Source organism: Aeromonas sp. SE22 (assembly GCF_038739755.1).
Taxonomy (GTDB): domain Bacteria; phylum Pseudomonadota; class Gammaproteobacteria; order Enterobacterales; family Aeromonadaceae; genus Aeromonas; species Aeromonas jandaei.
On record NZ_JBCGFD010000002.1, the window covers coordinates 16054 to 42519 of the forward strand.

The window sequence follows — 26466 nt, forward strand, 5'->3', positions numbered from 1 at the left end:
TACCAATTACTTTATTTATTCACGGCAGATTGACCCGAAATCAGACCCCGGCCTTGGCCAGTGCCGCGGAGACGATCTGCTGGGCCTCCTGCTGGATGAGGTCGAGGTGCGCGTCGCCCTTGAAGCTCTCCATGTAGATCTTGTAGATGGACTCGGTGCCGGAGGGGCGCGCCGCGAACCAGCCGTTCTCGGTCACCACCTTGAGGCCACCAATGGCGGCATCGTTGCCCGGCGCCTTGGTCAGCTTGGCGATGATGGGCTCACCGGCCAGAGTGGAGGCTTCCACCAGCGCCGGATCCAGCTTGGAGAGCACCGCCTTCTGGGCACTGTTGGCCGGAGCGTCGATGCGGCGGTAGCTGGAGCGGCCGAACCTGGCTTCCAGCGCGTCGTAATGAGCCTGCGGATCCTTGCCGGTGACCGCCAGAATTTCCGCCGCCAGCAGCGCCAGAATGAAACCATCCTTATCGGTGGTCCAGACGGTGCCATCTTTGCGCAGGAAGGAGGCGCCTGCGCTCTCCTCGCCACCAAAGCCGAACTCGCCGCTGTAGAGGCCATCCACGAACCACTTGAAGCCGACCGGCACCTCTTTGAGGGTACGGCCAATCTCGCCGGCAACCCGGTCGATCATGGAGGAAGAGACCAGCGTCTTGCCGACGGCCGCATCGGCAGACCAGCCGGTGCGATGGGTAAACAGATACTGGATTGCCACCGCCAGATAGTGGTTCGGGTTCATCAGGCCGGACTTGGTGACGATGCCGTGACGGTCGTAGTCAGGGTCGTTGCCAAGGGCGATGTCGAACTTGTCCTTGAGCGCGATCAGGCTCGCCATGGCGAACGGGCTGGAGCAGTCCATCCGGATCTTGCCGTCTTTATCCAGGGTCATGAAGGAGAAGGTCGGGTCGACCTTGTAGTTCACCACCTCGATGTTCAGGCCGTAGGTCTTGGCGATGACGTCCCAGTAGGCGACACCGGAGCCGCCCAGCGGATCGACACCGATCTTGATACCCGCGTTCTTGATGGCATCCATGTCCAGCACGTTCTTCAGATCATCCACATAGGGGGTGACATAGTCGTGCAGGGCCACAAACGGGCTCTTGAGCGCCTCGGCGAACGGCATCCGTTTCACGCCAGCCAGACCCGCTTCCAGAATGGCGTTGGCACGGTCCTCGACCCACTTGGTGATCTCCCCTTCGGCGGGGCCACCGTGAGGCGGGTTGTACTTGAAGCCACCATCTTCCGGCGGGTTGTGGGACGGAGTGATCACCACGCCGTCAGCACGGGCAGCCGGTTTGCCTGCATTGTGGCGCAGGATGGCGTGCGAGATGACCGGGGTCGGGGTAAAGCCGAGGCCAGCCTGAATGCGGGTTTCAACGCCGTTGGCCGCCAGCACTTCGACGGCGCTGGCAAAGGCGGATTCGGACAGGGCGTGGGTATCCATGCCGACAAACAGCGGGCCAGTGATACCGGCCTGCTGGCGATACTCTACCAGGGCCTGAGTCACCGCCAGAATATGGGATTCGGTAAAGGCACTGTGCAGGGCGCTGCCGCGGTGGCCGGAGGTACCGAAGGCAACTCGCTGCTCGGGGCGGCTCATGTCCGGTTTGTTGAGGTAGTAGGCGCTGACCAGACGGGGAATGTTGGTCAGGTCGCTTAAACGGGCCGGCTGACCGGCGTGGGAATGCTGAGCCATGGCGTTTTCCTTGCGTAATGGCGGCCTTGCCTAGCAAGGCCTGAGTCTTGAAAAACCGTTAGATTGCGCCGCACACCTGAGCGATCACCTCGTCGCCGTAACCCATGCTGCTCATCAGCTGAGCCACCATGTTCTGCTTGCGACTGGTGTTGGTGTTGGTGATCACCCAGAACGGGGTTTCCGGTACCGGCTTGGGCTTGGTGGTGCTGCCACTGGCGCGCAGAGCCTCGGGATCCCGCGAGAAATAGACGCGCTTGCGCCCCTTGATTTCGGTGGCCTGGGTAAACCCGACCGGATCATCCCGGTAGAGGGTACTCAGCACCTGCATGAAACGGTTGATGGACTTCTCTTCCTGCTGCAGCTCGCCAGAATCGAGCAGGGCTTGCAGCCCCTGCGGCGCGGCAACGGCACGGGATGGTGCCGCCACGGCTGGCTCGGCAACGGCGGCTGACGCTGCCCCCTGAGCAGGCTGTTCCAGCAGACGGCGCAGGATGTCGGAGGCACTCTCACCGATGTGCCGGGTCTGGCTGGCGATATAGAAGTAGAGATCGTCATCAAGCTCGATGGTTTTCATAGGGATGCGCTGGACTCGTCGAAATTCGGATGCGGCGATTATACATAGGCAAACCCGACAGCCCAAGGGAGGGGCTGGCAGATGTACATGAATCTCATCGAGAATACGGCATAATAGCGGCCCAAGTGTGTGATCGGCCGCACTGATAGCCGATCTGAGAGGGATTTTTTAGAAAAAAAACCACACAAATTTTCCCTTCATCACACGAAATCCTTTTCTTTCCAGTGCGTTAAATCATATCGGCAACGCACTCATGACCGAACAAGGTGTCATTTTGCAACAAAAGAGCGTAGTGAACTTCAAAGAGCAGGGTCAGGGACCGGCCGTCATTCTGATCCACGGGCTGTTCGGCAGCCTCGATAACCTGGGCCTGCTGGCCCGCGCCCTCGGCGAGCACTATCGGGTCATCAGTGTCGATCTGCGCAACCACGGCGTCTCGTTTCGCAGCGACGACATGAGCTATCCGGCGCAGGCCGCCGATATACTCGCGCTGATGGATCACCTTGGGCTGGATCAGGCGGCGATAGTCGGCCACTCCATGGGGGGCAAGGTCGGGATGCAGCTTGCCAAACTGGCGCCCGCGCGGGTGAGCCGGCTGGTGGTGGCCGACATGGCGCCGGTCGCCTATCCCCACTCCCGCCACCAGAATGTGTTCGCCGGCCTCAACGCCACTCTGGCGGCTCAGCCCCAGAGCCGCAGCGACGCGGAGCGCATTCTGGCCGAACATATCGAGATCGCCGGGGTGCGCCAGTTTCTGCTCAAATCCTTCGCCAAAGGCGAGGATGGCTGGCAGTGGCGCTTCAATGTGCCTGCTCTTGAGGAGAACTACGCCAACATCATGGGCTGGCCCGAGGATGAGCGCTGCTTCGAGGGGCCAGTGCTCTTTATCAAGGGGGGGGATTCCGATTACATGCAGCCGCAATACAGCGAGGCGGCACTGGCCCAATTCCCGGCGGCAAAGGTGCGCATCATCGCCGGAACCGGCCACTGGCTACATGCGGAAAAACCGATGTTGTTCAACAAACTGGTTGTGGATTTCCTGTCCACAGGCGGTTAACAGTTCCAAATCCTTTGTGATATAGTGCGCCCGTCATAAGGAGTGTGCGCAATCCATGCTAAGTGAACATATCGACCTGATCGAAAGTTTGGGCCTCAAGTTATTCTTTGTGGCCATTTTCATATTGATTGGCCTGGCCATTCAGGACGTTCTCAAACGCGGCAACGTGCCCCGTTTCGGTCGTTTCATCGTCTGGTTGGTACTGTTTCTGGGTTGTGCAGGTTTTGTCGCCAAGGGGCTGATCGAACTGGGCTGGGAAGGCTCAGGACTAGGCTAACAATTTTCATCTGTGATGTATGGCCAAACAGCAAACTGATCGAACAACACTGGATCTGTTCGCAAACGAGAAGCGCCCCGGCAGGCCAAAGACCAACCCACTCCCCCGCGAGACCCAACTCAAGATCAACAAGCGTAACCAGCTTAAGCGCGATCGGGAGAATGGGCTGAAGCGGGTAGAGTTAAAGGTGGAGGCCGAGTTGCTGGAGCGCCTGAACCAACTTGCGTTGCAACAGAACATCAGCCGAGCCGAGCTGATCCAATCTATCCTGAAGCAACAGATTGATTCCGCCTTTGCGGTGGATATTGCAGTCTGAGCGTCAAGCATTAACACCAAATACGGGTAACTAAACACTATGGCAAGTGTAGGTCTGTTTTTTGGCAGCGATACCGGTAACACCGAAGCTGTCGCCAAGATGATCCAGAAAGAGCTGGGCAAAAATCTGATTGAAGTCCGTGACATCGCCAAGAGCAGCAAGGCCGACATCGAGAACTTCGATCTGCTGATGTTCGGCATCCCGACCTGGTACTACGGCGAAGCACAGGCCGACTGGGACGACTTCTTCCCCGATCTGGGCGAAATCGACTTCACCAACAAGCTGGTTGCCATCTTCGGTTGTGGCGACCAGGAAGACTACGCCGAGTACTTCCTCGACGCCATGGGTACCCTGCGCGACATCGTTGAAGCCAAAGGCGCCATCATCATCGGTCACTGGCCGACTGCCGGTTACGAATTCGAAGCCTCCAAGGCGCTGGTAGATGACAAGCATTTCGTCGGTCTGGGCATCGACGAAGATCGTCAGCCTGAATTGACCGCCGAGCGCGTCAAAGGCTGGTGCAAGCAGCTGCACGAAGAGATGTGCCTGGGCGAGCTGGAGTAATCTCCTCCCCCTGCTTGAAGCAACAAGGGCCCCGTCGGGGCCCTTGTTCTATCTGCAATTTGCACTTGTTCACTCTCCCCTGTGCTCGGGTTTGGCCCGTACATAGAGAGTACGTTTCACCTGCGCCACCAGCTCCCCCTGACCGTCCTGCACCGTCACCTCGAATTCGGGAAAGTACTTGATCCCCCCTTCGGTCGCCGCCACGATCTCGGCCAGCTTGCCGTCGCTCAGGTTGAATTCCGCCACCAGCTTGCCCTTGCCCGGTTTGATGTAGTTGATGCTGCCCGCCTTGTCCCAGACGTAATAACGGTTCTTGAAGTAGCCCATCAGCATCAGCGGATAGATGGGATCTGTCATGGCAAACATGCTGCCGCCAAACTGGGTGCGGTTGGCGTTCTTGTTCCACCAGCGGGATTTCAGGGTCACCCGGCAGTAGCGAAAATCATCGCTCAGGGTCTCTATCTTGATGCCGGCGCCCCAGAAGGGGGGCCAGGCATTGAGGGCGCGGCGCACCCAGGCCGCGTTGTCAAAAAGCCAATCCATGGATCTCATCCGACCAGACATATGAAAGTTACATCTTATCAACATCTGCCATCCCGGCAAGTCGATCAAGGTGATTGATTATTTCAATCCAGACCCGGATGAGTGACTAAACCCTTTGAATTTGCGGGTTTATTTTTAGGGATACAACGACCTATAATGACAGGCCAAGCGAGTTGAAGGTTGCCATTCCCGCGGCAGTCCATCAGAATAAACCCCACCTTCGAGAATGCGAATAAGTAGAATATGGCAGACAACAACCAAGCGTTAAAAAAGGCCGGGCTCAAGATCACCTTGCCCCGGGTCAAGATCCTGGAAATCCTGCAACAGCCGGACTGCCAACACACCAGTGCCGAAGATCTCTATAAACGCCTGATCGATCTGGGTGAAGAGATTGGCCTCGCCACCGTCTACCGTGTTCTCAACCAGTTTGATGATGCCGGTATCGTGACCCGCCATCACTTCGAAGGGGGCAAATCGGTATTCGAGCTGGCGACTCAGGAGCACCACGACCATCTGGTTTGCCTGGACTGCGGCAAGGTGATCGAGTTCTCCGACGAGGTGATTGAGCAGCGCCAGAGCGAGATCGCCAAAAAGCACAATATCCGTCTCACCAACCACAGCCTCTACCTCTACGGTCACTGTGCCAGCGGTGAGTGCAAGCACGACGACTGAGTCGGCTGCAACATCAGATCACGGACAGTAAAAAAGCCAGCATTAGCTGGCTTTTTTATTGTCCGAAACAGGATAGAAGCACAATGGAGGGCAGAGTCTCCCCTGCCCCACTGTATCAGCCTTCTACCTTGCCCCAGGAGTCGCGCAGGGCAACGGTGCGGTTGAACACCAGATGCTCCGGGCTTGAGAGCTTGTTGTCGGCACAGAAGTAACCTTCGCGCTCGAACTGGTAAGCCTGCTCCGGCTTGGCGTTCTTGAGCGAAGCCTCGACACGGGCACCCTCGATGATCACCAGGGATTCCGGGTTCAGGGCCGCTTCGAAGTCCTCTTCGGCGCCCGGGTTCGGCACCTTGAACAGACGGTCATAGAGACGCACTTCTGCCGGCAGGGAGTGAGTGGCGCTGACCCAGTGGATCACCCCTTTCACCTTGCGGCCATCGGCCGGATCCTTGCCCAGGGTCTCGGGGTCATAGCTGCAGTAGATGCAGGTAACCTTGCCGTCGGCATCCTTCTCGATGCGCTCGGCCTTGATGACGTAGGCATTGCGCAGACGCACTTCCTTGCCCAGCACAAGACGCTTGAACTGCTTGTTGGCTTCCTCTTTGAAGTCGGCTTCGTCGATGAAGATTTCGCGGGTGAAGTTCAACTCGCGGGTCCCCATCTCGGTGTTGCTCGGGTGAGCCGGGGCGGTCAGCACTTCATCGGCAGCCAGGTTCTCGATCACCACCTTCACCGGGTGCAGCACGGCCATGGCGCGCGGCGCATTCTCGTTGAGGTCTTCACGGATGCAGGCTTCCAGCATGCTCATCTCGACGATGTTGTCCTGCTTGGTCACGCCGATGCGCTTGCAGAACTCGCGGATGGAGGCCGGAGTGTAACCACGGCGACGCAGACCGGAGACGGTCAGCATGCGCGGGTCGTCCCAGCCATCGACGTGCTTCTCGGTCACCAGCAGGTTCAGCTTGCGCTTGGACATGACGGTGTATTCGAGGTTCAGACGAGAGAACTCGTACTGACGCGGGTGGCAATCGATGGTGATGTTGTCCAGCACCCAGTCGTACAGACGACGGTTGTCCTGGAACTCCAGAGTACAGATGGAGTGGGTGATCCCTTCCAGGGCGTCCGAGATGCAGTGAGTGAAGTCATACATCGGGTAGATGCACCACTTGTCACCGGTCTGGTGGTGATGGGCAAACTTGATGCGATAGATAACCGGATCGCGCATCACCATGAAGGGAGAAGCCATGTCGATCTTGGCGCGCAGGCAGACAGAGCCCTCGGCAAACTCGCCGTTCTTCATCTTCTCGAACAGGGCCAGGTTCTCTGCCACGCTGCGGTCACGGAACGGGCTGTTCTTGCCCGGCTCGGTCAGGGTGCCGCGGTACTCGCGCATCTGCTCGGGGGAGAGCTCGTCCACATAGGCCAGACCCTTTTCGATCAGCTCAACGGCGTAGCCGTGCAGCTTGTCGAAATAGTCGGAGGAGTAGCAGATCTCGCCGTTCCACTGGAAGCCGAGCCACTGCACGTCCTGCTTGATGGACTCAACGTACTCGATATCTTCCTTCGCCGGGTTGGTATCGTCAAAGCGCAGGTTGCACTGGCCCTGATAGTCGCGGGCGATGCCGAAGTTCAGGCAGATGGATTTGGCGTGGCCGATATGGAGATAACCGTTCGGCTCGGGCGGAAAACGGGTATGCACGCTGCTGTGCTTACCGCTGGCCAGATCTTCATCAATGATCTGACGAATAAAGTTAGTTGGGCTGTTCGCCTGACTCATGGCTCACCTCAAAAAAGCGTCACTGGCGGAAGTTGTGCCGGCTGGCACCCTCATCCCCCCGCCGTCAAGCCGGATATGATCCCTCATTACGCGCCCTGCCTCAACCTGAATTTGGCAGTTCCGGGCTATTGGCGTGCTAAAAAGCGGGTCAAAGCAGCCTCGTCACGCCGGATGTATAAAAAAGCCCCGCACAAGGCGGGGCTGAAAGTGATGAAAAACAAAACAGACAATACACACACAACAAAGGCTCACACGCACAGTCAACCTTTCCCAAATCGATAGACCATCGCCCTTGGGAAAGGCGGGTCTTGCGACCCACCTTGCGTTACGACATGTGTACTATCAGTTCAGCTCAGTGACGCGGCTGGTACGCTTGCCATCGAAGCTGGTGGTACGCAGGTAGACCTTGCCATCAACGGTCGGCTTGGCCGCGGCGTCGTAGGCAGTCCAGGTCTTGCCGTCCAGGCTGTACTGGATAGGCAGCCCCGGCAGATCCACGTTCGCTTCCAGCACACCGTTCACCACTTTGGCACCCGGTACGGAGAGGCGGTATTCAACACCGGCCTGATCCAGTTTCGGCAGGACACGCTGACCCAGCACGTTGGCGAACTGGTTCCACTCTTTGTTCAGAATGGCCTTGTTGACATGCTTGGTCTCGCCGGAGAACTCGCGACCTTTCACATAGTTCAGCTCGAAGCCACCCTTGTGCCATGCGCGCTCGGCCATGGAGAAGATACGCGGGTAAACCATGTACTCGTACTGAGCGTCGGTACGTACGGTTTCACTCCACTGCTGACCGGAGAGCCCCTTGAACTTGACCGGATCCTGGTCACCCTTGGCCACGAAGGCGTTGCCATCGCGGTCAACCGAGGTCTCGGCGTTCTGCGGCAGGTTTTCCGGGGCAAAGGCGAACACCTTGCGGGTGTCGTTGAAACGGGTTGCCCAGTAGTAGCCACGCTCAGCCGGGTGCACCTCGTTCGGGAAGTCGAAGTAGAGGTAATCCGGGTTGGAGAGGACCACTTCGTAACCCTTGTGCGCCCACTTCATCGCTTCGTTGAAGCCACCCCAGTAGAGGGTTTCCCAGAAGTTGACACGGGTGTTGTCGGTGGCGAAGTCCTTGGCGCTGTTGGCGTACTTCAGACCATCTTCCCACGCCTGCAGGGTGGAGAAGCCGTGGCCCTTGACCATCTCGCCCACTTCCTTGGCGAAGTAAACCGGCAGCTCGGCTACGTCCTTGATCTTGCCATCGTCGATCATCTTCTGGCACATCGGGGACTTGCCAAACGGCTTGTCCTGCTTGCTGGAGTCGACGTTGCCTTTCCATGCCACCAGCTCTTCTTTCTTGGTGACAGCCGGATCCTGATAACCACCGCCCTGCATGATGTTCTTCGCTTCGTCACCACCGTAGTGCCATGCGGTCAACGGCTGGCCGGCGGCCTGATGCATCTGGGCAACTTCATCCATCACCTTGGCTACGAAGGTGGCAGCACCCGGCTGGCAAGGGTTGATGAAGGACATCTTGTCGTAGAACTGGACCGAGGTGACGTTGGACGTATCGTTCGGGTCAGTCAGGCGGAACTGGTTGGCTTCGGCTTCTTTGCCTTCAGCCATCAGACGCTTGTAACGCGCTTCCATGGAGACCACGGCTGCACGGGCGTGCGCCGGCATGTTGATCTCGGGGATAACGGTCACACCGCGCGCTCTGGCATAACGCACCAGGTCGATATAGTCGGACTTGCTATAGAAGCCGGAGCCCTGGTTGTCGCTGGTCGGGCCGGAGCCCAGTTGCGGCAGCAGGCACTTGGTTTCGGAGAGATCGTGGCAACGCTGGCTACCGACCTGAGTCAGTTCCGGCAGGCCCGGGATCTCGAGACGCCAGCCTTCATCGTTGGTCAATCCTAAGTGCAGCACGTTGAGCTTCATGGCAGACATCTGGTCAACCAACTTCTTCATGGTGTCCAGGCTGCGGAAGTGGCGAGCCACGTCGGTCTGCATACCGCGGTATTCAAAGCGCGGCGCATCTTCAACGGTCATCTGGCTAACCAGCTTGTCGTTGACCCCCAAGAGGGAGATCAGGGACTGAGCACCCCAGTAGGCGCCTTCGATGTCGTGACCCTGGATAACAGTGCCTTTCTTGCCGATGGTCATGTCATAACCTTCGGCCTGCTTGAGCTTGCTGCCCAGCTTGATGGTGACCGGGTAGCCGGTGTCGGAGAGGGTAACACCCAGCTTGGTCAGTTGTGCTTTCAGGGCTTCAGCGCGATCGCTCGGCAGATCCAGGGCATTGAGCTTGATGGTGGAGAAGTCAACCTGCGGGCCAGCCTTGACCACCTGCTTCATCGGGGTCGGCAGGATCTGGTTATCGACCTTGCCAGCCGGCAGCAGAGTGCTGGTCTGGTTGGCAGCAAAACGGGTCTCGCTGTTCATCAGGATGTTCTTGTCATCCTTGATGCGCTTCCAGCCATCAGCCGGCATCGGCTTCTCGTAGGTGGTGGCATCATCGATGTTGCTCATGCTGGCCAGCACTTTCGGCTCGGCACCTTCGCTGGCGACATACCAGTTCGGCATGATGTCAGATTCGAACAGTACCCAATATTCGACCACCAGCGGTACTTCGACGGTGGCATCCTTGGCGAACCCCTGGAACTTCTCGGTTGGCGTCAAACGATAGAGGTCGCCGGTCAGGTGAGTGATGGTGAACTGGTCGTTGTCCACCCGCTGGATGCGGCGGATGGAGGAGACATAGATGCTCCAGTCCTTGGAGGTGACGTCAGCACCTGTGTTGGTCAGGTGCAGCTTGGCAACGCCACAGCTCGCCCACTCGGAGCCCAGCGCCTGGCAATCGAGCCCGGCACCGGCCCCATCGTTGGTGACCACTTCATACTTGACCACCAGATTGTTGGCGAGGGAGTCGACCACGGCTTGCTTGGCGGCATCGGCTGCCTGGACCTGGCTGACGAAAACGGTAGACATGGCAATGGCTAACAGAGAATGTTTCAAGTTCATAACTGCTGCTCTCATTTGAAGTAAAGGTTGGATTTTCTTGGCTTTTTTTATATGGGGCCCCGAGGCGGGGCCCTTAGTTATGTCAACAATGGACTTAGACTTGAGGTGAGCGAGTCGCTCGATTAACGCAGGGCTTTCATCTCACCGGCGATGATTTCGGCCAATGGGCCCAGAATCACCTGCAGGTTCTGCTCGCCGAGCTTGACCACACCGGCCGCCCCCAGGGCTTTCAGCTTGCGCTCATCGACGATGCTGCGGTCTTTCAGGGTCAGACGCAGACGAGTGATGCAGGCATCGATGGTAACCAGGTTGTCCTGACCACCCAGCACTTCCAGATACTGCTTGGCCAGTTCGGTACGGTTGGTGGACTGGGCAACAGCCGGAGCAGCAGCTTCATCATCTTCACGACCCGGGGTTTTCAGGTTCAGCTTGGCAATGACTACGCGGAACACTGTGTAGTAGAGGCCGAAGAAGACCAGACCCTGAGGGATCAGCATGTACCAGTTGGTTGCCAGCGGGTTGCGGCTGGAGAGCACCATATCCACCAGACCGGCACTGAAACCGAAACCAGCCATCCAGTGCATGGAGGCAGCGATGAACACGGAGATACCGGTCAGCACGGCGTGGATGACATACAGTACCGGAGCTACGAACATGAAGGAGAATTCGAGCGGCTCGGTTACACCGGTGAAGAAGGAGGCAAAGGCAGCAGCGATCATGATGGACGCAACTTTCTCTTTGTTCTCTTTCTTGGCGGAGTGGTAGATGGCCAGAGCGGCACCCGGCAGACCGAACATCATGATGGGGAAGAAGCCAGCCTGGTACATACCGACCACGCCTTTCACCTGATCCAGGCTCTTGCCAGCGGCCAGAGCGGCATCGATGGTAGCCTGACCACCCAGGAAGTTCGGGATGTCGTTGATACCGGCCACGTTGAACCAGAACACGGAGTTCAGGGCGTGGTGCAGACCAATCGGGATCAGCAGACGGTTGAAGAAGGCGTAGATACCGGCGCCGGTGGAGCCCAGGCTCACGATGGACTCACCGAAGGAGACCAGACCACCGTAGATTGCCGGCCATACTGCCATCAGGATGAAAGATACGACGATCATCACGACGGAGGTTACGATCGGTACCAGACGACGACCGGAGAAGAAGGAGAGAGCCTTGTGCAGCTCGACGCTGCTGAAGCGGTTGTACAGCTCAGCGGCGATAACACCACACAGGATACCGACGAACTGGTTGCTGATCTTGGCAAACGCGGCAGGAACCTGCTCCACCGGGATGCTCTTGATCTGGGCCACAGCGCCCGGGCTCAGCAGGGTGGTAACGACCAGGAAGCCGACCAGACCTGCCAGAGCAGCAGAACCGTCTTTATCCTTGGACATACCGTAAGCAACACCGACTGCGAACAGTACGGACATATTATCGATAATGGCTGCGCCCGCCTTGATCAGGAAGGCAGCCAGCGCGCTCTCACCACCCCAACCATTCGGGTCAATCCAGTAGCCAACCCCCATCAGGATCGCGGCGGCAGGCAATACCGCTACCGGCACCATCAGGGCACGGCCGATCTTTTGCAAATAACCGAGAATGTTCACGGTTCCTCTCCTTAGTTAATGTTTTTCTAGAAATTAAGTGCTTATCACGTTTGACGCATAAGCCATCAAGGCTTGATTTGCAGTCTAGGGCTTTTATTTCGCTGCGCAAATTAATAAACCGATAATCGTGATCGTTATCACCCAAACAAGATAAAGGTGGTGGATAGATGTGGCTTAGTTCGCAATCTTTATTTACGCTATAAAACAACTTAAATTCGTCTTAGCCCATTGCCACCGTCAAGCCGGTCGCAACCCGACACAGAGGTATCCATATGCGCCTGATCCCGTTGAAGTCCGCCAGCCAAGTAGGCCTGTGGTCTGCCCGTTACATCGTTGACCGTATCAATGCCTTCAAGCCGACAGCAGACCGCCCCTTCGTACTGGGCCTGCCCACCGGTGGCACTCCGCTCAATACCTACAAGCGTCTGATCGAGTTGCACAAGGCTGGCGAAGTGAGCTTCCAGAACGTGGTCACCTTCAACATGGACGAGTACGTCGGCCTGCCGGAAGATCACCCGGAGAGCTACCACAGCTTCATGCACAACAACTTCTTCAGCCACATCGACATCCGTCCCGAGAACATCAACATTCTCAACGGCAATGCCGAAGATTTGGTGGCCGAGTGCAAGCGCTACGAAGACAAGATCAAGTCCTACGGCAAGATCCACCTGTTCATGGGTGGCGTGGGCAACGACGGCCACATCGCGTTCAACGAACCGGCCTCTTCCCTCTCCTCTCGTACCCGGGTCAAGACCCTGACCGAGGATACCCGCATCGCCAACTCCCGCTTCTTCGGTGGCGACATGGAGCAGGTGCCCAAGCTGGCGCTGACCGTGGGTGTCGGTACCCTGATGGATGCGGAAGAGATCATGATCCTGGTGACCGGCCACGGCAAGGCACTGGCTCTGCAGGCCGCCGTGGAAGGCAGCGTCAACCACATGTGGACCATCTCCACCCTGCAACTGCATCCGAAAGGAATGATGGTGTGCGACGAGCCCTCCACCATGGAGCTCAAGGTCAAGACCGTTCGCTACTTCCAGCAGCTGGAAGCCGCCAACATCGGCCGTCTGTAAGGAGCGCCCATGTACGCATTGACCAACTGCACTCTCTATACCGGCAGCTGCGTGCTGACCGGTTACGGGGTGCTTATCGAGGGCGACAAGATTGTCGCCATCTCCCGCGAGGCCGAGCTGCCTGCGGGTATCGAGCAGATTGACCTCAAAGGCGCCAATCTGACCGCCGGTTTCATCGACGTGCAGCTCAACGGCTGTGGCGGCGTGATGTTCAATACCGACATCACCACCGAGACCCTGGCCACCATGCAGGCGGCCAACCTGAAATCCGGTACCACCAGCTTCCTGCCGACCCTGATCACCAGCCCGGATGCGGACATGAAGCAGGCCGTCGCCGTCACCCGTGACTACATGGCCGCCCAGCCCAACGAAGTGCTGGGTGTCCATCTGGAAGGTCCCTACACCAACCTCAAGCGCAAGGGTATCCACCCTGCCGCGCAAATCCGCCAGCCAGCGGACGAGATGATCGACTTCTTCTGCGCCAACGCGGACGCCATCGCCAAGATCACTCTGGCACCGGAGCGCAACGATCCGGCCCACGTTCGCCGTCTGGTGGATGCGGGGATCCTGGTCTCTGCCGGCCATACCGCCGCCAGTTATGACCAGGCGATGGCTGGCTTTGACAACGGCATTCGCTTTGCCACCCACCTCTACAACGCCATGACCCCGACCCTCAACGGTCGCGAGCCGGGTGTGGTGGGCGCCATTTATGACCGCAAGGATGTCTACGCTGGCGTCATCGTCGATGGCCACCATGTGCACTGGGCCAACGTGCGTCTGGCACACAAGATCCTTGGTGAGCGACTGGTGCTGGTTACCGATGCCACTGCTGCGGCAGGGGCACCGGAAGGGTTTGAGAAATTTGATTTTTGTGGCACCACCGTCTTTTTGCGCGATGGTCAGTGCATTGACGAGAATGGTACACTCGGCGGTTCCTCCCTCACCATGATTGAAGGGGTGGAGAATCTGGTCAAGCAGGTCGGATTACCGCTCGATGAAGCACTGAGAATGGCCAGCCTCTATCCCGCGCGCGCCATTGGATGGGACTCACGTCTCGGTAGTATCCAGGTCGGTAAAGTAGCCAACCTCACTGTCTTCGATCAGGACTTCACGGTCCGTGGGACCGTGGTTAACGGACACTACACACAACAGTGACATCATGACTGGCGGACAAATAGCAAACGTAGATCTTATCAAGCAGGTTAACAGTGCAGCCGTATATCGGCTCATCGACCTGCAAGGCCCCATCTCGCGGGTCAAAATTGCCGAGTTGAGTCAGCTGGCCCCGGCCAGCGTGACCAAAATAACCCGGCAACTGATCGAGCATGGCCTGATCAAGGAGACCTCTCCGCAAGCCTCCACCGGCGGGCGGCGAGCCATCTCGCTGACCACCATCAAGCATCGCTTTCAGTTTGTCTCCGCCAAGCTGGGCCGTGGCTACCTGCAGCTGAGTCTCTATGATCTCGACGGCAAGGAGCTCGACCAGCATGTCATTCAGGTGACCGAGATCGACCAGCAGCCCGTGGTCGACATGCTGCTGCGGGAAATTGGCGCCTTCATCGACGCAAACGCCGAGCGCAGCCGCAATCTCATCAGCATCGCCCTCACCATGCCGGGTCTGGTCAATCCGGAATCCGGCATGGTCATCTATACCCCCAAGTATCAGATCCGCAATCTGGGACTGGCCAAGCTGCTTGAGAACCACTTTAACCTCCCCTGCTACGTGGGCAACGACACCCGCTCGCTGGCGCTGGCCGAACACTTCTTCGGCGAGTCCCGCGACTGCATGGACTCCATTCTGGTGAGCGTCCACCAGGGCACCGGTTCCGGGATCATCACCAAGGGTCAGGTGTTCCTCGGCCAGAACCGCAACGTCGGCGAGATCGGCCATATACAGGTCGAGCCGCTCGGCAAGCGCTGCCACTGCGGCAACTTTGGCTGCCTCGAGACCATCGCCTCCAACGAAGCGATCATCGACAAGGTGAAGGAGCTTATCAGCCGCGGCCACCAGAGCTCGCTGCAGGAGAAGCACATCACCATTCAGGAGGTGTGCAAGGCGGCGCTGGCGGGGGACGAACTGGCTCGCAGCGTCATCGAGAACGTCGGCGAACATCTGGGACGGGCGGTAGCCATCACGGTCAACCTGTTCAACCCGCAAAAGGTGCTGATCGCCGGCGAAATCACCGCAGCCGAAGAGATCCTCTTCCCGGCTATCCGCCGCTGCGTAGAGCACCAGTCCCTGCCGAGCTTCCACCGTGGCCTGCCCATCGTGAAAGCACGCTTCCAGAACCAGCCGACCTATGGCGGCTTTGCATTGGTCAAGCGTGCCTTGCTGGAGGGAGACCTGCTACAGATCATCATGGAGCAGAAGTAAGGTTTATCCTTTGCAATAAAAAACGGCAGCCAGTGGCTGCCGTTTTTTATTGGGCGAATCTCGACCCCTCATTACTGACTTCTGCAGGCTTTGAAAAGATCCAGCTCCCCGTCGTAGACCTTGGTCTGCACATCCATGATCCCCAGCATCGAGTGGAACAAGTTGTCGTGGGAGAAGCGCTTGCTGCTCGCCTCCCCGGCCAGGCAGCTCATATCCAGCTGACGGGCGGCCACCATTTGCGGAGAGAGCCAGGTCAGCAGGGGGACTTTGGTCTGATCGTCCGGCGCGAACTTGTAGGGCGTGCCGTGCAGGTAAAGTCCCATGGCACCCAGCGATTCGCCGTGATCCGAGAGGTAAAGCAGGCCGGTGTTGTACTTGCTCTCCAGAGCCTTGAGCTTGTCGATCAGCTGCGCCACCACCTTGTCGGTATAGCGGATGGTGTTGTCATAGGTGTTGACCAGCTCCTCGTCGCTGCAGTTTTCAATGTCGCTACGCGGGCAGTCGGGCACGAATACCCGATCACTGGCTGGATAGCGGCGATAGTAGGTCGGGCCGTGACTCCCCATCAGGTGAAAAACCACCAGCTTGTTGCCCTTCATTCGGGCGATCTGCTGATCCAGCCCCTCCAGCAGTACCTCGTCATAACAGGCCCCCCCCTTGCAGAAGGCCGGATAATCCTTTGGCGCTATATCGATGGTCGGCACATTGCGGCATACCCCCTTGCAACCGGCATCGTTGTCCTTCCAGAGCACCGAGATCCCGGCATGCTGCAACACATCGAGCAAGCCATCCTGAGCGTTCGCCTGCTGCTCGTCATAGCCACGACGGGTCAGGTTGGAGAACATGCAGGGCACCGAAACGGCGGTGGCGGTGCCGCAGGAGCGCACATCCCGAAACGAGACGATCCCCTCCTCTTTGTCGGTAAAGCTGTTGGTCGGTTTGCCATAACCGTTGAGGGAGTAGTTTTTGCTGCGCGCCGTCTCCCCCACCACCAGAAACATCAGGGTCGGTTTATCCCCTTTGGCGACGACTTTAGCATCCGTCCCCAACGGTTGATAAGGAATGGGGGTGGCAAATACCACATCGCGGGCATATTTGTAGATGCCGTTGACATAGTTGGCCGGCACTATCTGCTTGCCCAGGATCCGGTGATTGCGGCCGATCGAGACGTAATCCTGATAGTAAAGTGCGGCAACGCCTCCCACGAACAGCAGCGAGAGGGCCAGTGCCCCAGCCCTGATGACCAGCCCCTTGTACCAGTTTTCCGGATAGCGCACCTTCAGCGACCAGAGCACCACCATGGGCAACACGCCGGTCAGCAGGAACCAGAGCACGACCGGCACATTCAGGTAGGAGGTCGCCTCGCTGTTGTTGGTCTCCACTATGTTCTGGATCATGCTGGCATCGAAGATGACGCCGTATTTGAGCATGGCGTAACTGACGATGGAGCCTGTCAGGATCAACAACGAAAAGAAGGGCTTGAGCAACCAGCGGAAGGTAAAGGGGATAAAGACGGCGTTGAGTGCGGCAAGCAGCACCAGAGGAACCGAGATAACGAAACCGGCCCGGACATGTTCCAGACCACTGATAACAGAATAAAAACGAAGAAAGAAAGGCCAGTTCAGCACCAGTGCGAAAAAGAGCACCAGCAACAAATTCACCTTCATCACACCGAGCGTGATGCGCATAGAAGACTCCTGAATGCCGGACGACAAAATAAATGGCGGGGCAACACTACCAGAAACAGTGCCGCCAGCGTAGAAGGCAAAAATTAAGCTTGAATTAAGAGATAACGCAGCGCTCCGTGCGCATCATCACAGCCTCGCATCCAGTCAACCGTTACCTTGGTTTTTTTGTTGTCTATCCATCGGATTTTGCTAGCTTGTTGGGTAGGCATTCAAGAAATGCGAGTTCATCAATGGCACTGATCGAAGCCTCTATAGAACAGCTGAGGGTTGGCCACTTTATCCATCTTCCCACCGGATGGACAAACCATCCTTTTATGTTCAATGCCTTCAAAATCAAGGATCAGCAGCAGCTGGACATCATTCGCCACCTTGATCTGAACCTGATGATGGTGGACCCCGACAAGAGCGACCTGCCGATCGAGCCGCTGTTGCGCGGCGATGTGCCAGATGCCGGCCCCGACCTCGAAGAGCAGGAGGAGCGGATCACCTCTGCCCCCCCCCCTTTTGATGAGAAAGTATTTCGCCGCTCCATGCGTGCCGCCGACAAGGCATTTGGCCAGTCGATGAGCGAGCTGCGCGACGCATTAGGCTCCCTCAACCTGAAACCCGACGAGGGGCTAGCCAATACCGCCCAGATTGTTCGCAATGCAGCCTTCCAGCTCAGTCAGCATGAAGGGCCACTCGGGCTGCACCTGATCCGCAACCCCCACACCGACATTTTGCTGCAACACAGCCTCAACGTGGCCTTTATCGCCATGCTGATGGCACGCGAGCTGGGCATGAACCCCATTGAACTGGAAGAGACCGGTCTGGCCGGACTTATCCACGATATCGGCGAGCTCAAGATACCGAGCCAGATCATCCAGAAGCGTGGGGAGCTCAGCAAGGCAGAGCAGAATTTTCTCAATATGCACCCGCAATACGGTCTAGACATGCTGACCCAGCTCAATGCCTTCGAGCCCAAGATCCGTCAGGTGGCACATCTGCATCATGAACGGCTCGACGGCAGCGGCTATCCGCTGGGGATCAAGGGAGGAGAGATACCACCGCTGGCACGTCTGATCGGACTGGTGGACTTTTATGACGAGCTGCTGCATCCGCGCAGCAGCGCCAATCCGGCGGCGCCCAGCCAAGCCATCAGCCAGCTCTACAAACTCTCCCAGAAGAAGTTCGATCAGACGCTGGTCAAGCTGCTGGTCAAGGTGCTGGGGGTTTATCCACCGGGATCGCTGGTGAAACTCTCGGACGAAACGGTGGCTCTGGTGTTGTCCACCGAACCGACCATGCCGCTCAAACCGAAAATTCTCACCTATATCAAGGGACAGCGCCCGGAAGCCGTACCGATGATCGATCTGCGCGAGGACGAGCGCACCATCACCGCCTTTATCAAGCAGGAAGAGCTGGATGAGGGGCAACGGCTCTTCTTCAATCTGACTCGACGCTTCTGTTACTACTTTGCGTTTTGAGTTATCCCCAGAAGCTGGGGATAACTCATTGGACAAACCGGAATAATTGCTCGAAGACCCGCCGAAAGGTTGTCATCTGACCATGTATAAAAAACGCCCAGCCATTGGGCCGGGCGGAGCACGCCACCTCCGTGTGGCGTATCCAGCGGATACATTCATGCTCCATCCACCAATACCAACCCCGGTGCGCTTACACAAATATCAATTTAACTTGCTGATTTAATATGGTTTTATCCAGCCGTTCTGGCAAACTGGCAGACCGTGCCGCCCCGTTCGGCAGCCAGAACAAGATCCTGATCACACTTATGCACGGGCTGGCGATTATTTCACCCGACTTATGAGGAGCGTTTTTTATGCAGTTGGTCCTCTCCTTGCTGCAGCAGATGAGCGTCAGTCTGGTGATCGCCTACCTCTTTTCCAAAAGCCCGCTGCTGCGCCCGCTTGCCAACTATTCTGTCAGACTACCCCACAAGGTACTGATATACATTATTTTTTCCAGCTTTTGCATCCTTGGCACCTATGTCGGCCTCGACATTGATGACGCCATCGCCAACACCCGGGCCGTCGGTGCCGTACTGGGCGGCTTGCTGGGTGGTCCGCTGGTGGGATTTCTGGTGGGACTGACCGGAGGTTTGCATCGCTATACTCTGGGGGGATTTACCGATCTCGCCTGCGCCATCTCCACCACCTGCGAAGGGCTCTTGGGCGGCATAGTGCACTGGCGCCTGATGCGGGCCGGCAAGATGGATGCACTGTTCGAGCCGCGCATCGCCTTCTTTACCACCCTCTATGCCGAAATCCTGCAGATGGTCATCATCCTGCTGGTGGCGACCCCGTTCGACAAATCCCTGCTGCTGGTGCGCACCATCGCCACCCCGATGATTTTGGCCAACTCCTGCGGTGCAGCGCTCTTTATCAGCATGATCCGCGATCAGCAGCAGATGTATGAGAAGTTCTCCCGGGTCTTCTCCGCCAAGGCGCTCAATATCGCCAACCGCACCGTGGGGATCATGAGTCAGGGCTTTACCCCCGAGGCGAGCCACAAGATTGCCCGGATTATTCAGGAGGAGACCGGCGTCGGCGCCGTGGCCATTACGGATACCGACAAGATCCTCGCCTTTATCGGCACCGGCGAAGATCACCACTTGCCGGGCACGCCCATCACCTCGGCTATCACCATGCGCGCCATAGAGCGCAACAAGGTGTTGTTCGCCGATGGCAACAGCCAGCCCTATCGCTGCAGCCTTTCGCCTCAATGCCAGTTGGGCTCGGTGCTGGTGATCCCGCTGCAGGGGGACAAAGGAGTGATCGGCACCATCAAGCTCTACGAGCCCAAAAAGCGGCTCTTTCTCAAAATCAACCACACCTTGGGAGAAGGGATCGCCAACCTGCTGTCACAGCAGCTGCTGGCCGGTCGGCTGGAGCAGCAGCAGCGGCTGCTGGTGCAGTCCGAACTCAAACTGATCCAGGCCCAGATCAATCCCCATTTTCTGTTCAATACCCTCAACACCATCAGCGCCATCACCCGCCAGGATCCGGGCAAGGCGCGGGATCTGCTGCTGCATTTGTCACGCTTTTTCCGCAAGAATCTCAAGCGCCAGAGCGGCCTTACCACCCTGCAGGAGGAGCAGGAACACTGCCGCTCCTATCTGGAGATCGAGCTGGCCCGCTTTGGCGATCGACTGACGGTGCAAAACGATATTCCGGCCCATCTGGCCACGCTGCAGTTGCCAAGCTTCACCCTGCAGCCCCTTATCGAAAATGCCATCAAGCACGGCATCTCCACCCTGCTGGATAAGGGGTGCCTGCATCTCTACACGGAAGAGACACAGGAGACAGTAACCATCCATGTGGAGGACAACGCCGGTGCCTGGCAGCCACGACCGGCCGGGGATGGACTGGGAATGACCATAGTGGATCGGCGCCTCAAGAGCGCCTTTGGCGAGCGCTACGGGGTGACCGTCAGCTGCGAGCCGGAACAGTGGACCCGCATCTCCGTCACCTTGCCCAAGGAGCAACCATGATCCGGACCCTGATTGTCGATGATGAACACTACGCCCGCGAAGAGCTGAAACAGCACCTTGCCTGTGATCCCGCCATCGAGATAGTGGGGGAAGCGGGCAATGCCATCGAGGCGCTGCCGCTTATTCAGCGCCTCAAGCCAGACGTGGTCTTTCTCGATATCCAGATGCCCAAGCTGAGTGGCATGGAGCTGGTCGCCATGCTCGACCCCCTGCCCCGCATCGTCTTTGTCACCGCCTTTGACGAATATGCCATTCAGGCATTTGAAGAGAACGCCTTCGACTACCTGCTCAAGCCGGTGGAACCGGCGCGGCTGGCCAAGACCCTCACCCGTCTCAAGCAAGATATCTCCCCGCAACCGGTCGAAGCGCTGGCCCCCGCCATCCGCCATATTCCCGGCTATCTGCACAACCGGGTACGGCTGCTGCCCATCGAGCAGGTGGAGTATGCCTTCTCCGATCTGGGCGGCGTCCATGTCGCCTGTCAGGGCGAACTGTTCCACACCCAGCTCACCCTCAAATCCCTGGAGGAGAAGAGCCCGCTGCTGCGCTGCCACCGCCAGTATCTCATCGCCCCCGACGCCATCTTCGAGATCCGACTGCTCGATAACCAGCTGGCGGAGATAGTCACCCCGAGCGGTGCCCGGGTACCGGTCAGCCGCCGCTACCTGAAAGAGCTGAAGGAGCAACTGGGACTGGAGTGAACCGTGGAGTGTGCGCCTGATCACAGCCGCCGACCGTTCGGCACGCCATGGCGCCGCTCATCTTTTTTCACCTGCCATTAACAGCCCAACGTCCTAGAGTGGCTGCGCACACCTAAAAATAACAATGCAGGAGCGTAGCAATGATCTGGTTCTTCCTCTGTGTCGGCTTACTTGTGGCCGGCTACTTCATATACGGCAAATTCATCGAGCGGATATTCGGCCCGAAACCAGAGCTGAAAACCCCCGCCATCACCATGGCTGACGGGGTGGACTATGTCCCCATGTCGGACAAGAAAGTCTATCTGGTTCAACTGCTCAACATCGCCGGCGTCGGCCCCATCTTTGGCCCCATTCTGGGTGCCCTCTATGGCCCGGTCGCCATGCTCTGGATCGTCTTCGGCTGCATCTTCGCCGGTGCGGTTCACGACTACTTCTCCGGCATGCTGTCGGTGCGCGCCAGAGGCGCCTCGGTACCGACCGTAGTCGGTGAGCATCTGGGCAATGCTGCCAAACACTTCATGAACCTGTTCGCCGTGGTACTGCTGATGCTGGTCGGCGTGGTGTTCGTGCTGAGTCCGGCAGGGCTGCTCGCCAACCTCACCTCCACCGATCTGGTCTACTGGATCATGGCGATTTTTGCCTACTACATCCTCGCGACCATAGTCCCCATCGACAAGATCATCGGCCGTTTCTACCCCATCTTCGGCGCCCTGCTGGTCTTCATGTCGGTCGGCCTTATCATCGGTCTGATTGTCTCCGGCAAAGGCTTCTACAACACCGGGATGGACTTCTCCAACCTGCACCCGACCGAGCTACCGCTCTGGCCGCTGCTGTTCATCACCATCGCCTGTGGCGCGGTATCCGGCTTCCACGCCACCCAGTCACCACTGATGGCGCGCTGCATGCAGAACGAGAAGTCCGGCCGCTTCATCTTCTACGGCGCCATGATCGGTGAAGGGATTATCGCCCTTATCTGGTGCACCCTGGGTCTCTCCTTCTACGACAGCACCGAAGCGCTCAACGCCACCATGGCCAACGGCGGCCCGGCGGCCGTAGTACACGAAGTCTCCACCAGCCTGCTCGGCACCGTGGGCGGCATTCTGGCCATTCTCGGTGTGGTGATCCTGCCTATCACCTCGGGCGACACCGCGTTTCGCAGTGCCCGCCTCATCGTGGCGGACTTCCTGAAGCTGACCCAGAAGCCGATGGCCAAGCGCCTGCTGATCGCCATCCCCATGTTCATCCTTGGTTTCATCATCTCCAAGGCCGAGTTCGGGGTGATCTGGCGCTACTTCGGCTGGGCCAACCAGACCACCGCCGTCATCATGCTGTGGGCCGCTGCCGCCTTCCTCATCAAAGAGGGCAAGCTGCACTGGGTCTGCACCATCCCGGCCATGTTCATGACCGCCGTGGTGTTTACCTACCTGGCCAACGCCCCCATCGGGTTCGGGCTGGAGATGGGGATCTCGACCATCATAGGTCTGGCCGCCACCACCATGATTACCGTGGCCTTCCTGGTGAAATTCCGCCAACCGCTGGTCAGCAACCCCAGCGAAGGGTGATGCCGGTATCCGGTTGTAAAAAAGGGGGCCAACAGGCCCCTTTTACATTGACAAAAAAGCCAATAAAACAACCCGTTATTCCCTTAAGCTCCTATACAGCACAAGCCCTTAAGATTCCGTGCGGCCTGACGATAAATATGTGATTTTCAATTGCTTTCCCGAATATATGAATCAATGATAAAGCTGTGCTTGAAGCCAGTGGAGGTTATGCATGTTCCTTGATTACTTTGCCCTTGGCCTGCTCGTCTTTGTCGCGCTGGTCATCTTCTACGGAGTCATCGTGATCCACGATATTCCTTACGAAATCGCCAAACATCGGAATCACCCTCATCAGGATGCCATCCATGTTGCCGGCTGGGTCAGCCTGTTTACGCTGCACGTGTTGTGGCCGTTCCTCTGGATCTGGGCCACCCTCTACCGCCCTGATCGGGGCTGGGGCTTTAACCAGCGCCTGCAAAAAGATGAAGACGATATCGCGGCCCTCAGAGAGGAGCTGGCCGAGCTGAAAGGCCGTCTCAACCATATCGAACAGCAAGAGCAACAGGGATAAATCATGGACCTGCTACTGATCCTGACCTACACGGCACTCTGCGTGGCCATCTTCAAAATCTTTCGGATCCCGCTCAACAAGTGGACTGTTCCCACCGCAGCGCTGGGTGGCGTGATCCTCATCGGCACCCTCATCATGCTGATGAACTACAACCACCCCTACTCCGAGATGGCTCGTAACTACTACCTCTCAACCCCGATTGTGCCGCTGGTCAAGGGCCGGGTGGTTGAGGTGCCGGTACAAGCCAACCAGCCGGTGAAAAAGGGTGACGTACTGTTTCGCCTTGATGACGAGCCCTTCAAGCTGAAGGTGGAAAGCCTGACTGCACGGCTCAATGCCAACAAGGATCAACTCAAGTCGATCGATGCCAGACTGCGCTCCGCCAAGCTGGATCGGGATCGCGCCAGCGACCTGATGCGCCGTGGCGTCGGCAAGCAGCGCGACCTCGACGTCACTCAGGCGAGCGTGGACGAGATCGCCGCCCAGATGGATCAGCAACGTGCCATGCTGGAAGACCTGCAGGCTCAGCTCGATGAAGCCAAATACCAGCTGGCCCAGACCGTGGTCTATGCCCCGAGCGATGGCCATGTGGTGCAGCTCGCCCTGCGTCCCGGCATGATCGCCACCCCTTTCATGTATCGTCCGGTGATGACCTTCATCCACAAGGATGAGACCGCCTATGTCGGCTGGTTCTGGCAGAACAGCATGCAGCGTCTGGCTGTGGGTGACGAGGCAGAAGTGGTGATCGACGGCATCCCCGGCAAGATCTTCAAGGGCAAGGTGACCGCCGTGATCCCGGCCATCGCCGCCGGCAACGTGCAGGCCAACGCCATGCTGCTGGATCAGACCAGCGCTATCCGCCCGGGCCGCATGCCGGTGCTCATCTCCATCACCGACCCCGAGTGGGCCAAGTATCAGGTGATTGCCGGTGCCAGCGGACAGGCCGCCGTCTATACCGAGTACTTCCACCACGTCTCGGTGATGCGCAAGGTACTGCTGCGCATGGCAAGCTGGATGAACTACATCTTCCCCTTCCACTAAGCACACAATCTATTCAACGGGCCGGCATCATGCCGGCCCGCTGTTTTTGTGGCGCCAAGACCCCTATAATGGCGCCATCCTGCCCTGCCCCGCGCCAAACCTGCATGTTCGTTCTCAGACCCTACCAGACCGACGCCGTCAACGCCGTTATCAGCCACTTTCGCAAACACCCGGATCCCGCCGTGGTAGTGCTGCCAACCGGCGCCGGCAAGAGTCTGGTGATCGCCGAACTGGCCCGCAAGGCACGCGGTCGGGTGTTGGTACTGGCCCATGTCAAGGAGCTGGTGGAGCAGAACCACGCCAAGTACGAGGCGTGGGGGCTCAAGGCCGACATCTTCGCCGCAGGGCTGGATCGCAAGGAGGCAAGCGCACAGGTGGTGTTTGGCTCGGTGCAGTCGGTAGCGCGCAATCTGGCTGCCTTCGACGGGGCGTTTTCGCTGCTCATCATCGACGAATGCCACCGGGTCTCGCTCGATGACGACAGCCAGTACCATCAGGTGATCGACCATCTCAAGGCTGCCAATCCGGCCCTCAAGATCCTCGGCCTCACCGCCACCCCCTATCGGCTCGGGCTGGGCTGGATCTACCGGCGCCACTACCACGGCATGGTCAAAAGCCACGGCGAGCGGCTGTTTGGCGACTGCGTGTTCGAGCTGCAGCTGCGCTTTATGGTCAAAAACGGCTACCTGACGCCGCCGCGCATGGTGGATGCCCCCATCGTCCACTACGACTTCAGCAAGCTGGTGCCACGGGAGAATGGCCTCTTCAGCGAGGCGGAACTCAACGGCGAGCTCAAGCGGCAGGAGCGGGTCACCCCCCATATCCTGAGTCAGGTACTGGAGTATGCCGCCGACCGGCAGGGGGTGATGATCTTCGCCGCCACTGTCGAACACGCCCGTGAAATTCACGGCCTGCTTGGCGCCCGAGGCCAACAGGCAGCCCTTATCACCGGCGAAACGCCGGGGCCGGAGCGCGATGCCCTCATCAACGCCTTCAAAGCGCGCGAGCTCAAGTTTCTGGTCAACGTGGCGGTGCTCACCACCGGCTTCGACGCCCCCCATGTCGATCTTATCGTGATGCTCAGGCCCACCGAGTCGGTCTCGCTCTATCAGCAGATCGTCGGGCGGGGCCTGCGTCTCTCGCCGGGCAAGGAGGATTGTCTGGTGCTCGACTACGCCGGCAACAACTTCAACCTGTTTGCCCCCGAAGTGGGGGAACCTCGCCCCCACGCCGGTACCGAGCCGGTGCAGGTGCCCTGCCCCGCCTGCGGCTTTGCCAACACCTTCTGGGGCAAGACCGACGAGGATGGCAAGGTGATCGAGCATTATGGCCGCCGCTGTCAGGGGCTGTTTGAAGATGACGAGGGCAACCGCGAAGAGTGCGACTACCGCTTTCGCGCCAAGATCTGCCCCGCTTGCGGCAGCGATAATGACATCGCCGCCCGTCACTGCCAGAGCTGCGATCAGCTGCTGGTCGACCCTGACGACAAGCTTAAAGAGGCGCTCAATCTCAAGGATTGCATGGTGATCCGCTGCGCCGGTCTCACCTTCACCGCAGGGCGCGGCAAACAGGGGGAGCGGCTGGAGGTGATCTATCACGATGAGGATGGTCTCACCCTCAATGAGTACTTCGGATTTCACTCCGAGGGCGCACGGCGCTTGTTTCAACAGCACTTTGTGCGTCATCATTGGCCCGCCCCGGGTCTGGAGCCCGAATTTGCCACCCTGGCGAGCGTGCTGGCGGCAGAAAGCCAGTTTCGCCATCCCGATTTCGTCATCGCCCGCAAATCGGGGCGCTTCTGGCAGATAAAAGAGAAGATTTTTGATTATGAGGGTCGCTATCGCACCGCCAACTCGCTGGCGTGATGGCCAGTGGCGACCGGCATAAATCGTATGAATTGCTTTACCACG

General features: G+C 58.3%; 22 protein-coding genes. 15 read left to right on the forward strand and 7 right to left on the reverse strand.

Annotated elements, in window-relative coordinates; translation table 11 throughout:
* Positions 1 to 40: 40 nt before the first annotated feature.
* Together pgm and seqA are read right to left on the reverse strand one after the other, a co-directional pair.
* On the reverse strand, positions 41 to 1690 hold the full coding sequence (gene pgm, locus AAHA39_RS03915; RefSeq protein ID WP_320657054.1) for a phosphoglucomutase (alpha-D-glucose-1,6-bisphosphate-dependent): 1650 nt from the start codon (positions 1688 to 1690) through the stop codon (positions 41 to 43).
* 58 nt (positions 1691 to 1748) lie between these two features.
* Positions 1749 to 2264: a replication initiation negative regulator SeqA gene (gene seqA / locus AAHA39_RS03920; protein ID WP_162516824.1), complete on the reverse strand. Its 516-nt coding sequence runs from the start codon at positions 2262 to 2264 to the stop codon at positions 1749 to 1751.
* Between the two features lie 292 nt (positions 2265 to 2556).
* On the opposite strand from seqA, the gene AAHA39_RS03925 reads away from it, so the two are divergent.
* The 4 genes from AAHA39_RS03925 to fldA are packed head-to-tail and all read left to right on the forward strand — an operon-like array spanning position 2557 to position 4478.
* Positions 2557 to 3321, forward strand: coding sequence for an alpha/beta fold hydrolase (locus AAHA39_RS03925; protein WP_320657066.1), 765 nt, complete (start codon positions 2557 to 2559; stop codon positions 3319 to 3321).
* 55 nt (positions 3322 to 3376) lie between these two features.
* Entirely contained in the window at positions 3377 to 3598 is a 222-nt protein-coding gene (locus tag AAHA39_RS03930; RefSeq protein WP_005334296.1) for a DUF2788 domain-containing protein, read from the forward strand.
* Positions 3599 to 3617: 19 nt separating this feature from the next.
* Positions 3618 to 3914, forward strand: a complete 297-nt coding sequence (gene ybfE / locus AAHA39_RS03935; protein WP_041208410.1) for a LexA regulated protein — start codon at positions 3618 to 3620, stop codon at positions 3912 to 3914.
* 39 nt (positions 3915 to 3953) lie between these two features.
* Positions 3954 to 4478 carry a flavodoxin FldA gene (gene fldA / locus AAHA39_RS03940; protein ID WP_033113451.1) on the forward strand — a complete coding sequence of 175 codons (525 nt, stop codon included), beginning with the start codon at positions 3954 to 3956 and terminating at the stop codon, positions 4476 to 4478.
* Between the two features lie 69 nt (positions 4479 to 4547).
* Here fldA and AAHA39_RS03945 read toward each other — a convergent pair whose 3' ends face one another.
* The gene (locus AAHA39_RS03945) at positions 4548 to 5021 is read right to left on the reverse strand and encodes a DUF4442 domain-containing protein (RefSeq protein ID WP_033113452.1); all 474 of its coding nucleotides are present in this window, start codon (positions 5019 to 5021) and stop codon (positions 4548 to 4550) included.
* Between the two features lie 243 nt (positions 5022 to 5264).
* On the opposite strand from AAHA39_RS03945, the gene fur reads away from it, so the two are divergent.
* The gene (gene fur / locus AAHA39_RS03950; protein WP_033113453.1) at positions 5265 to 5693 is read left to right on the forward strand and encodes a ferric iron uptake transcriptional regulator; all 429 of its coding nucleotides are present in this window, start codon (positions 5265 to 5267) and stop codon (positions 5691 to 5693) included.
* 115 nt (positions 5694 to 5808) lie between these two features.
* Here fur and glnS read toward each other — a convergent pair whose 3' ends face one another.
* The 3 genes from glnS to nagE all read right to left on the reverse strand — a co-directional run bounded on the left by glnS (position 5809) and on the right by nagE (position 12077).
* Entirely contained in the window at positions 5809 to 7470 is a 1662-nt protein-coding gene (gene glnS, locus AAHA39_RS03955; RefSeq protein ID WP_320657055.1) for a glutamine--tRNA ligase, read from the reverse strand.
* A 342-nt stretch (positions 7471 to 7812) separates the two neighbouring features.
* On the reverse strand, positions 7813 to 10476 hold the full coding sequence (locus AAHA39_RS03960; protein ID WP_320657056.1) for a beta-N-acetylhexosaminidase: 2664 nt from the start codon (positions 10474 to 10476) through the stop codon (positions 7813 to 7815).
* Between the two features lie 122 nt (positions 10477 to 10598).
* Positions 10599 to 12077 carry an N-acetylglucosamine-specific PTS transporter subunit IIBC gene (nagE, locus tag AAHA39_RS03965; RefSeq protein ID WP_033113456.1) on the reverse strand — a complete coding sequence of 493 codons (1479 nt, stop codon included), beginning with the start codon at positions 12075 to 12077 and terminating at the stop codon, positions 10599 to 10601.
* 272 nt (positions 12078 to 12349) lie between these two features.
* Between nagE and nagB the strand changes: the two genes are divergently transcribed.
* Genes nagB through nagC form a run of 3 tightly spaced genes read left to right on the forward strand, consistent with a single transcriptional unit; the run spans position 12350 to position 15524 of the window.
* Complete coding sequence (gene nagB, locus AAHA39_RS03970) at positions 12350 to 13150, forward strand: glucosamine-6-phosphate deaminase (protein ID WP_005344421.1); 801 nt, start codon at positions 12350 to 12352, stop codon at positions 13148 to 13150.
* 9 nt (positions 13151 to 13159) lie between these two features.
* The gene (nagA, locus tag AAHA39_RS03975; protein WP_320657057.1) at positions 13160 to 14305 is read left to right on the forward strand and encodes an N-acetylglucosamine-6-phosphate deacetylase; all 1146 of its coding nucleotides are present in this window, start codon (positions 13160 to 13162) and stop codon (positions 14303 to 14305) included.
* Between the two features lie 4 nt (positions 14306 to 14309).
* Positions 14310 to 15524, forward strand: a complete 1215-nt coding sequence (gene nagC, locus AAHA39_RS03980) for a DNA-binding transcriptional regulator NagC (RefSeq protein ID WP_033113459.1) — start codon at positions 14310 to 14312, stop codon at positions 15522 to 15524.
* A gap of 71 nt (positions 15525 to 15595) precedes the next feature.
* Here the strand turns inward: nagC and AAHA39_RS03985 are convergent, their stop codons facing one another.
* Positions 15596 to 17212, reverse strand: coding sequence for a phosphoethanolamine transferase (locus AAHA39_RS03985; RefSeq protein WP_320657058.1), 1617 nt, complete (start codon positions 17210 to 17212; stop codon positions 15596 to 15598).
* 230 nt (positions 17213 to 17442) lie between these two features.
* Between AAHA39_RS03985 and AAHA39_RS03990 the strand changes: the two genes are divergently transcribed.
* The 7 genes from AAHA39_RS03990 to AAHA39_RS04020 all read left to right on the forward strand — a co-directional run bounded on the left by AAHA39_RS03990 (position 17443) and on the right by AAHA39_RS04020 (position 26421).
* The gene (locus AAHA39_RS03990) at positions 17443 to 18678 is read left to right on the forward strand and encodes an HD-GYP domain-containing protein (RefSeq protein ID WP_320657059.1); all 1236 of its coding nucleotides are present in this window, start codon (positions 17443 to 17445) and stop codon (positions 18676 to 18678) included.
* A gap of 353 nt (positions 18679 to 19031) precedes the next feature.
* Positions 19032 to 20702, forward strand: a complete 1671-nt coding sequence (locus AAHA39_RS03995) for a sensor histidine kinase (protein WP_041208401.1) — start codon at positions 19032 to 19034, stop codon at positions 20700 to 20702.
* Positions 20699 to 21403, forward strand: coding sequence for a two-component system response regulator BtsR (gene btsR / locus AAHA39_RS04000; protein WP_041208400.1), 705 nt, complete (start codon positions 20699 to 20701; stop codon positions 21401 to 21403). Before AAHA39_RS03995 ends, btsR begins: the two co-directional genes overlap by 4 nt.
* Before the next feature lie 140 nt (positions 21404 to 21543).
* A complete protein-coding gene (locus AAHA39_RS04005) occupies positions 21544 to 22965 on the forward strand; it encodes a carbon starvation CstA family protein (protein ID WP_043851322.1) in 1422 nt (473 codons plus the stop codon).
* 211 nt (positions 22966 to 23176) lie between these two features.
* Positions 23177 to 23515, forward strand: coding sequence for a DUF3302 domain-containing protein (locus AAHA39_RS04010; RefSeq protein WP_033113465.1), 339 nt, complete (start codon positions 23177 to 23179; stop codon positions 23513 to 23515).
* A gap of 3 nt (positions 23516 to 23518) precedes the next feature.
* Positions 23519 to 24556 (forward strand): HlyD family secretion protein, encoded by a 1038-nt coding sequence (locus tag AAHA39_RS04015; protein WP_033113466.1) that lies wholly within the window; start codon positions 23519 to 23521, stop codon positions 24554 to 24556.
* A gap of 104 nt (positions 24557 to 24660) precedes the next feature.
* A complete protein-coding gene (locus tag AAHA39_RS04020) occupies positions 24661 to 26421 on the forward strand; it encodes a DEAD/DEAH box helicase (protein WP_320657060.1) in 1761 nt (586 codons plus the stop codon).
* Positions 26422 to 26466: the final 45 nt, after the last annotated feature.

Bases quoted from the DNA above. Each gene is read 5' to 3' on its own strand.
- pgm (WP_320657054.1), bottom strand. From the start codon at position 1,690: ATGGCTCAGCATTCCCACGCCGGTCAGCCGGCCCGTTTAAGCGACCTG.
- seqA (WP_162516824.1), bottom strand. From the start codon at position 2,264: ATGAAAACCATCGAGCTTGATGACGATCTCTACTTCTATATCGCCAGC.
- AAHA39_RS03930 (WP_005334296.1), top strand. From the start codon at position 3,377: ATGCTAAGTGAACATATCGACCTGATCGAAAGTTTGGGCCTCAAGTTA.
- ybfE (WP_041208410.1), top strand. From the start codon at position 3,618: ATGGCCAAACAGCAAACTGATCGAACAACACTGGATCTGTTCGCAAAC.
- fldA (WP_033113451.1), top strand. From the start codon at position 3,954: ATGGCAAGTGTAGGTCTGTTTTTTGGCAGCGATACCGGTAACACCGAA.
- AAHA39_RS03945 (WP_033113452.1), bottom strand. From the start codon at position 5,021: ATGGATTGGCTTTTTGACAACGCGGCCTGGGTGCGCCGCGCCCTCAAT.
- fur (WP_033113453.1), top strand. From the start codon at position 5,265: ATGGCAGACAACAACCAAGCGTTAAAAAAGGCCGGGCTCAAGATCACC.
- glnS (WP_320657055.1), bottom strand. From the start codon at position 7,470: ATGAGTCAGGCGAACAGCCCAACTAACTTTATTCGTCAGATCATTGAT.
- AAHA39_RS03960 (WP_320657056.1), bottom strand. From the start codon at position 10,476: ATGAACTTGAAACATTCTCTGTTAGCCATTGCCATGTCTACCGTTTTC.
- nagB (WP_005344421.1), top strand. From the start codon at position 12,350: ATGCGCCTGATCCCGTTGAAGTCCGCCAGCCAAGTAGGCCTGTGGTCT.
- nagA (WP_320657057.1), top strand. From the start codon at position 13,160: ATGTACGCATTGACCAACTGCACTCTCTATACCGGCAGCTGCGTGCTG.
- nagC (WP_033113459.1), top strand. From the start codon at position 14,310: ATGACTGGCGGACAAATAGCAAACGTAGATCTTATCAAGCAGGTTAAC.
- AAHA39_RS03985 (WP_320657058.1), bottom strand. From the start codon at position 17,212: ATGCGCATCACGCTCGGTGTGATGAAGGTGAATTTGTTGCTGGTGCTC.
- AAHA39_RS03990 (WP_320657059.1), top strand. From the start codon at position 17,443: ATGGCACTGATCGAAGCCTCTATAGAACAGCTGAGGGTTGGCCACTTT.
- AAHA39_RS03995 (WP_041208401.1), top strand. From the start codon at position 19,032: ATGCAGTTGGTCCTCTCCTTGCTGCAGCAGATGAGCGTCAGTCTGGTG.
- btsR (WP_041208400.1), top strand. From the start codon at position 20,699: ATGATCCGGACCCTGATTGTCGATGATGAACACTACGCCCGCGAAGAG.
- AAHA39_RS04005 (WP_043851322.1), top strand. From the start codon at position 21,544: ATGATCTGGTTCTTCCTCTGTGTCGGCTTACTTGTGGCCGGCTACTTC.
- AAHA39_RS04010 (WP_033113465.1), top strand. From the start codon at position 23,177: ATGTTCCTTGATTACTTTGCCCTTGGCCTGCTCGTCTTTGTCGCGCTG.
- AAHA39_RS04015 (WP_033113466.1), top strand. From the start codon at position 23,519: ATGGACCTGCTACTGATCCTGACCTACACGGCACTCTGCGTGGCCATC.
- AAHA39_RS04020 (WP_320657060.1), top strand. From the start codon at position 24,661: ATGTTCGTTCTCAGACCCTACCAGACCGACGCCGTCAACGCCGTTATC.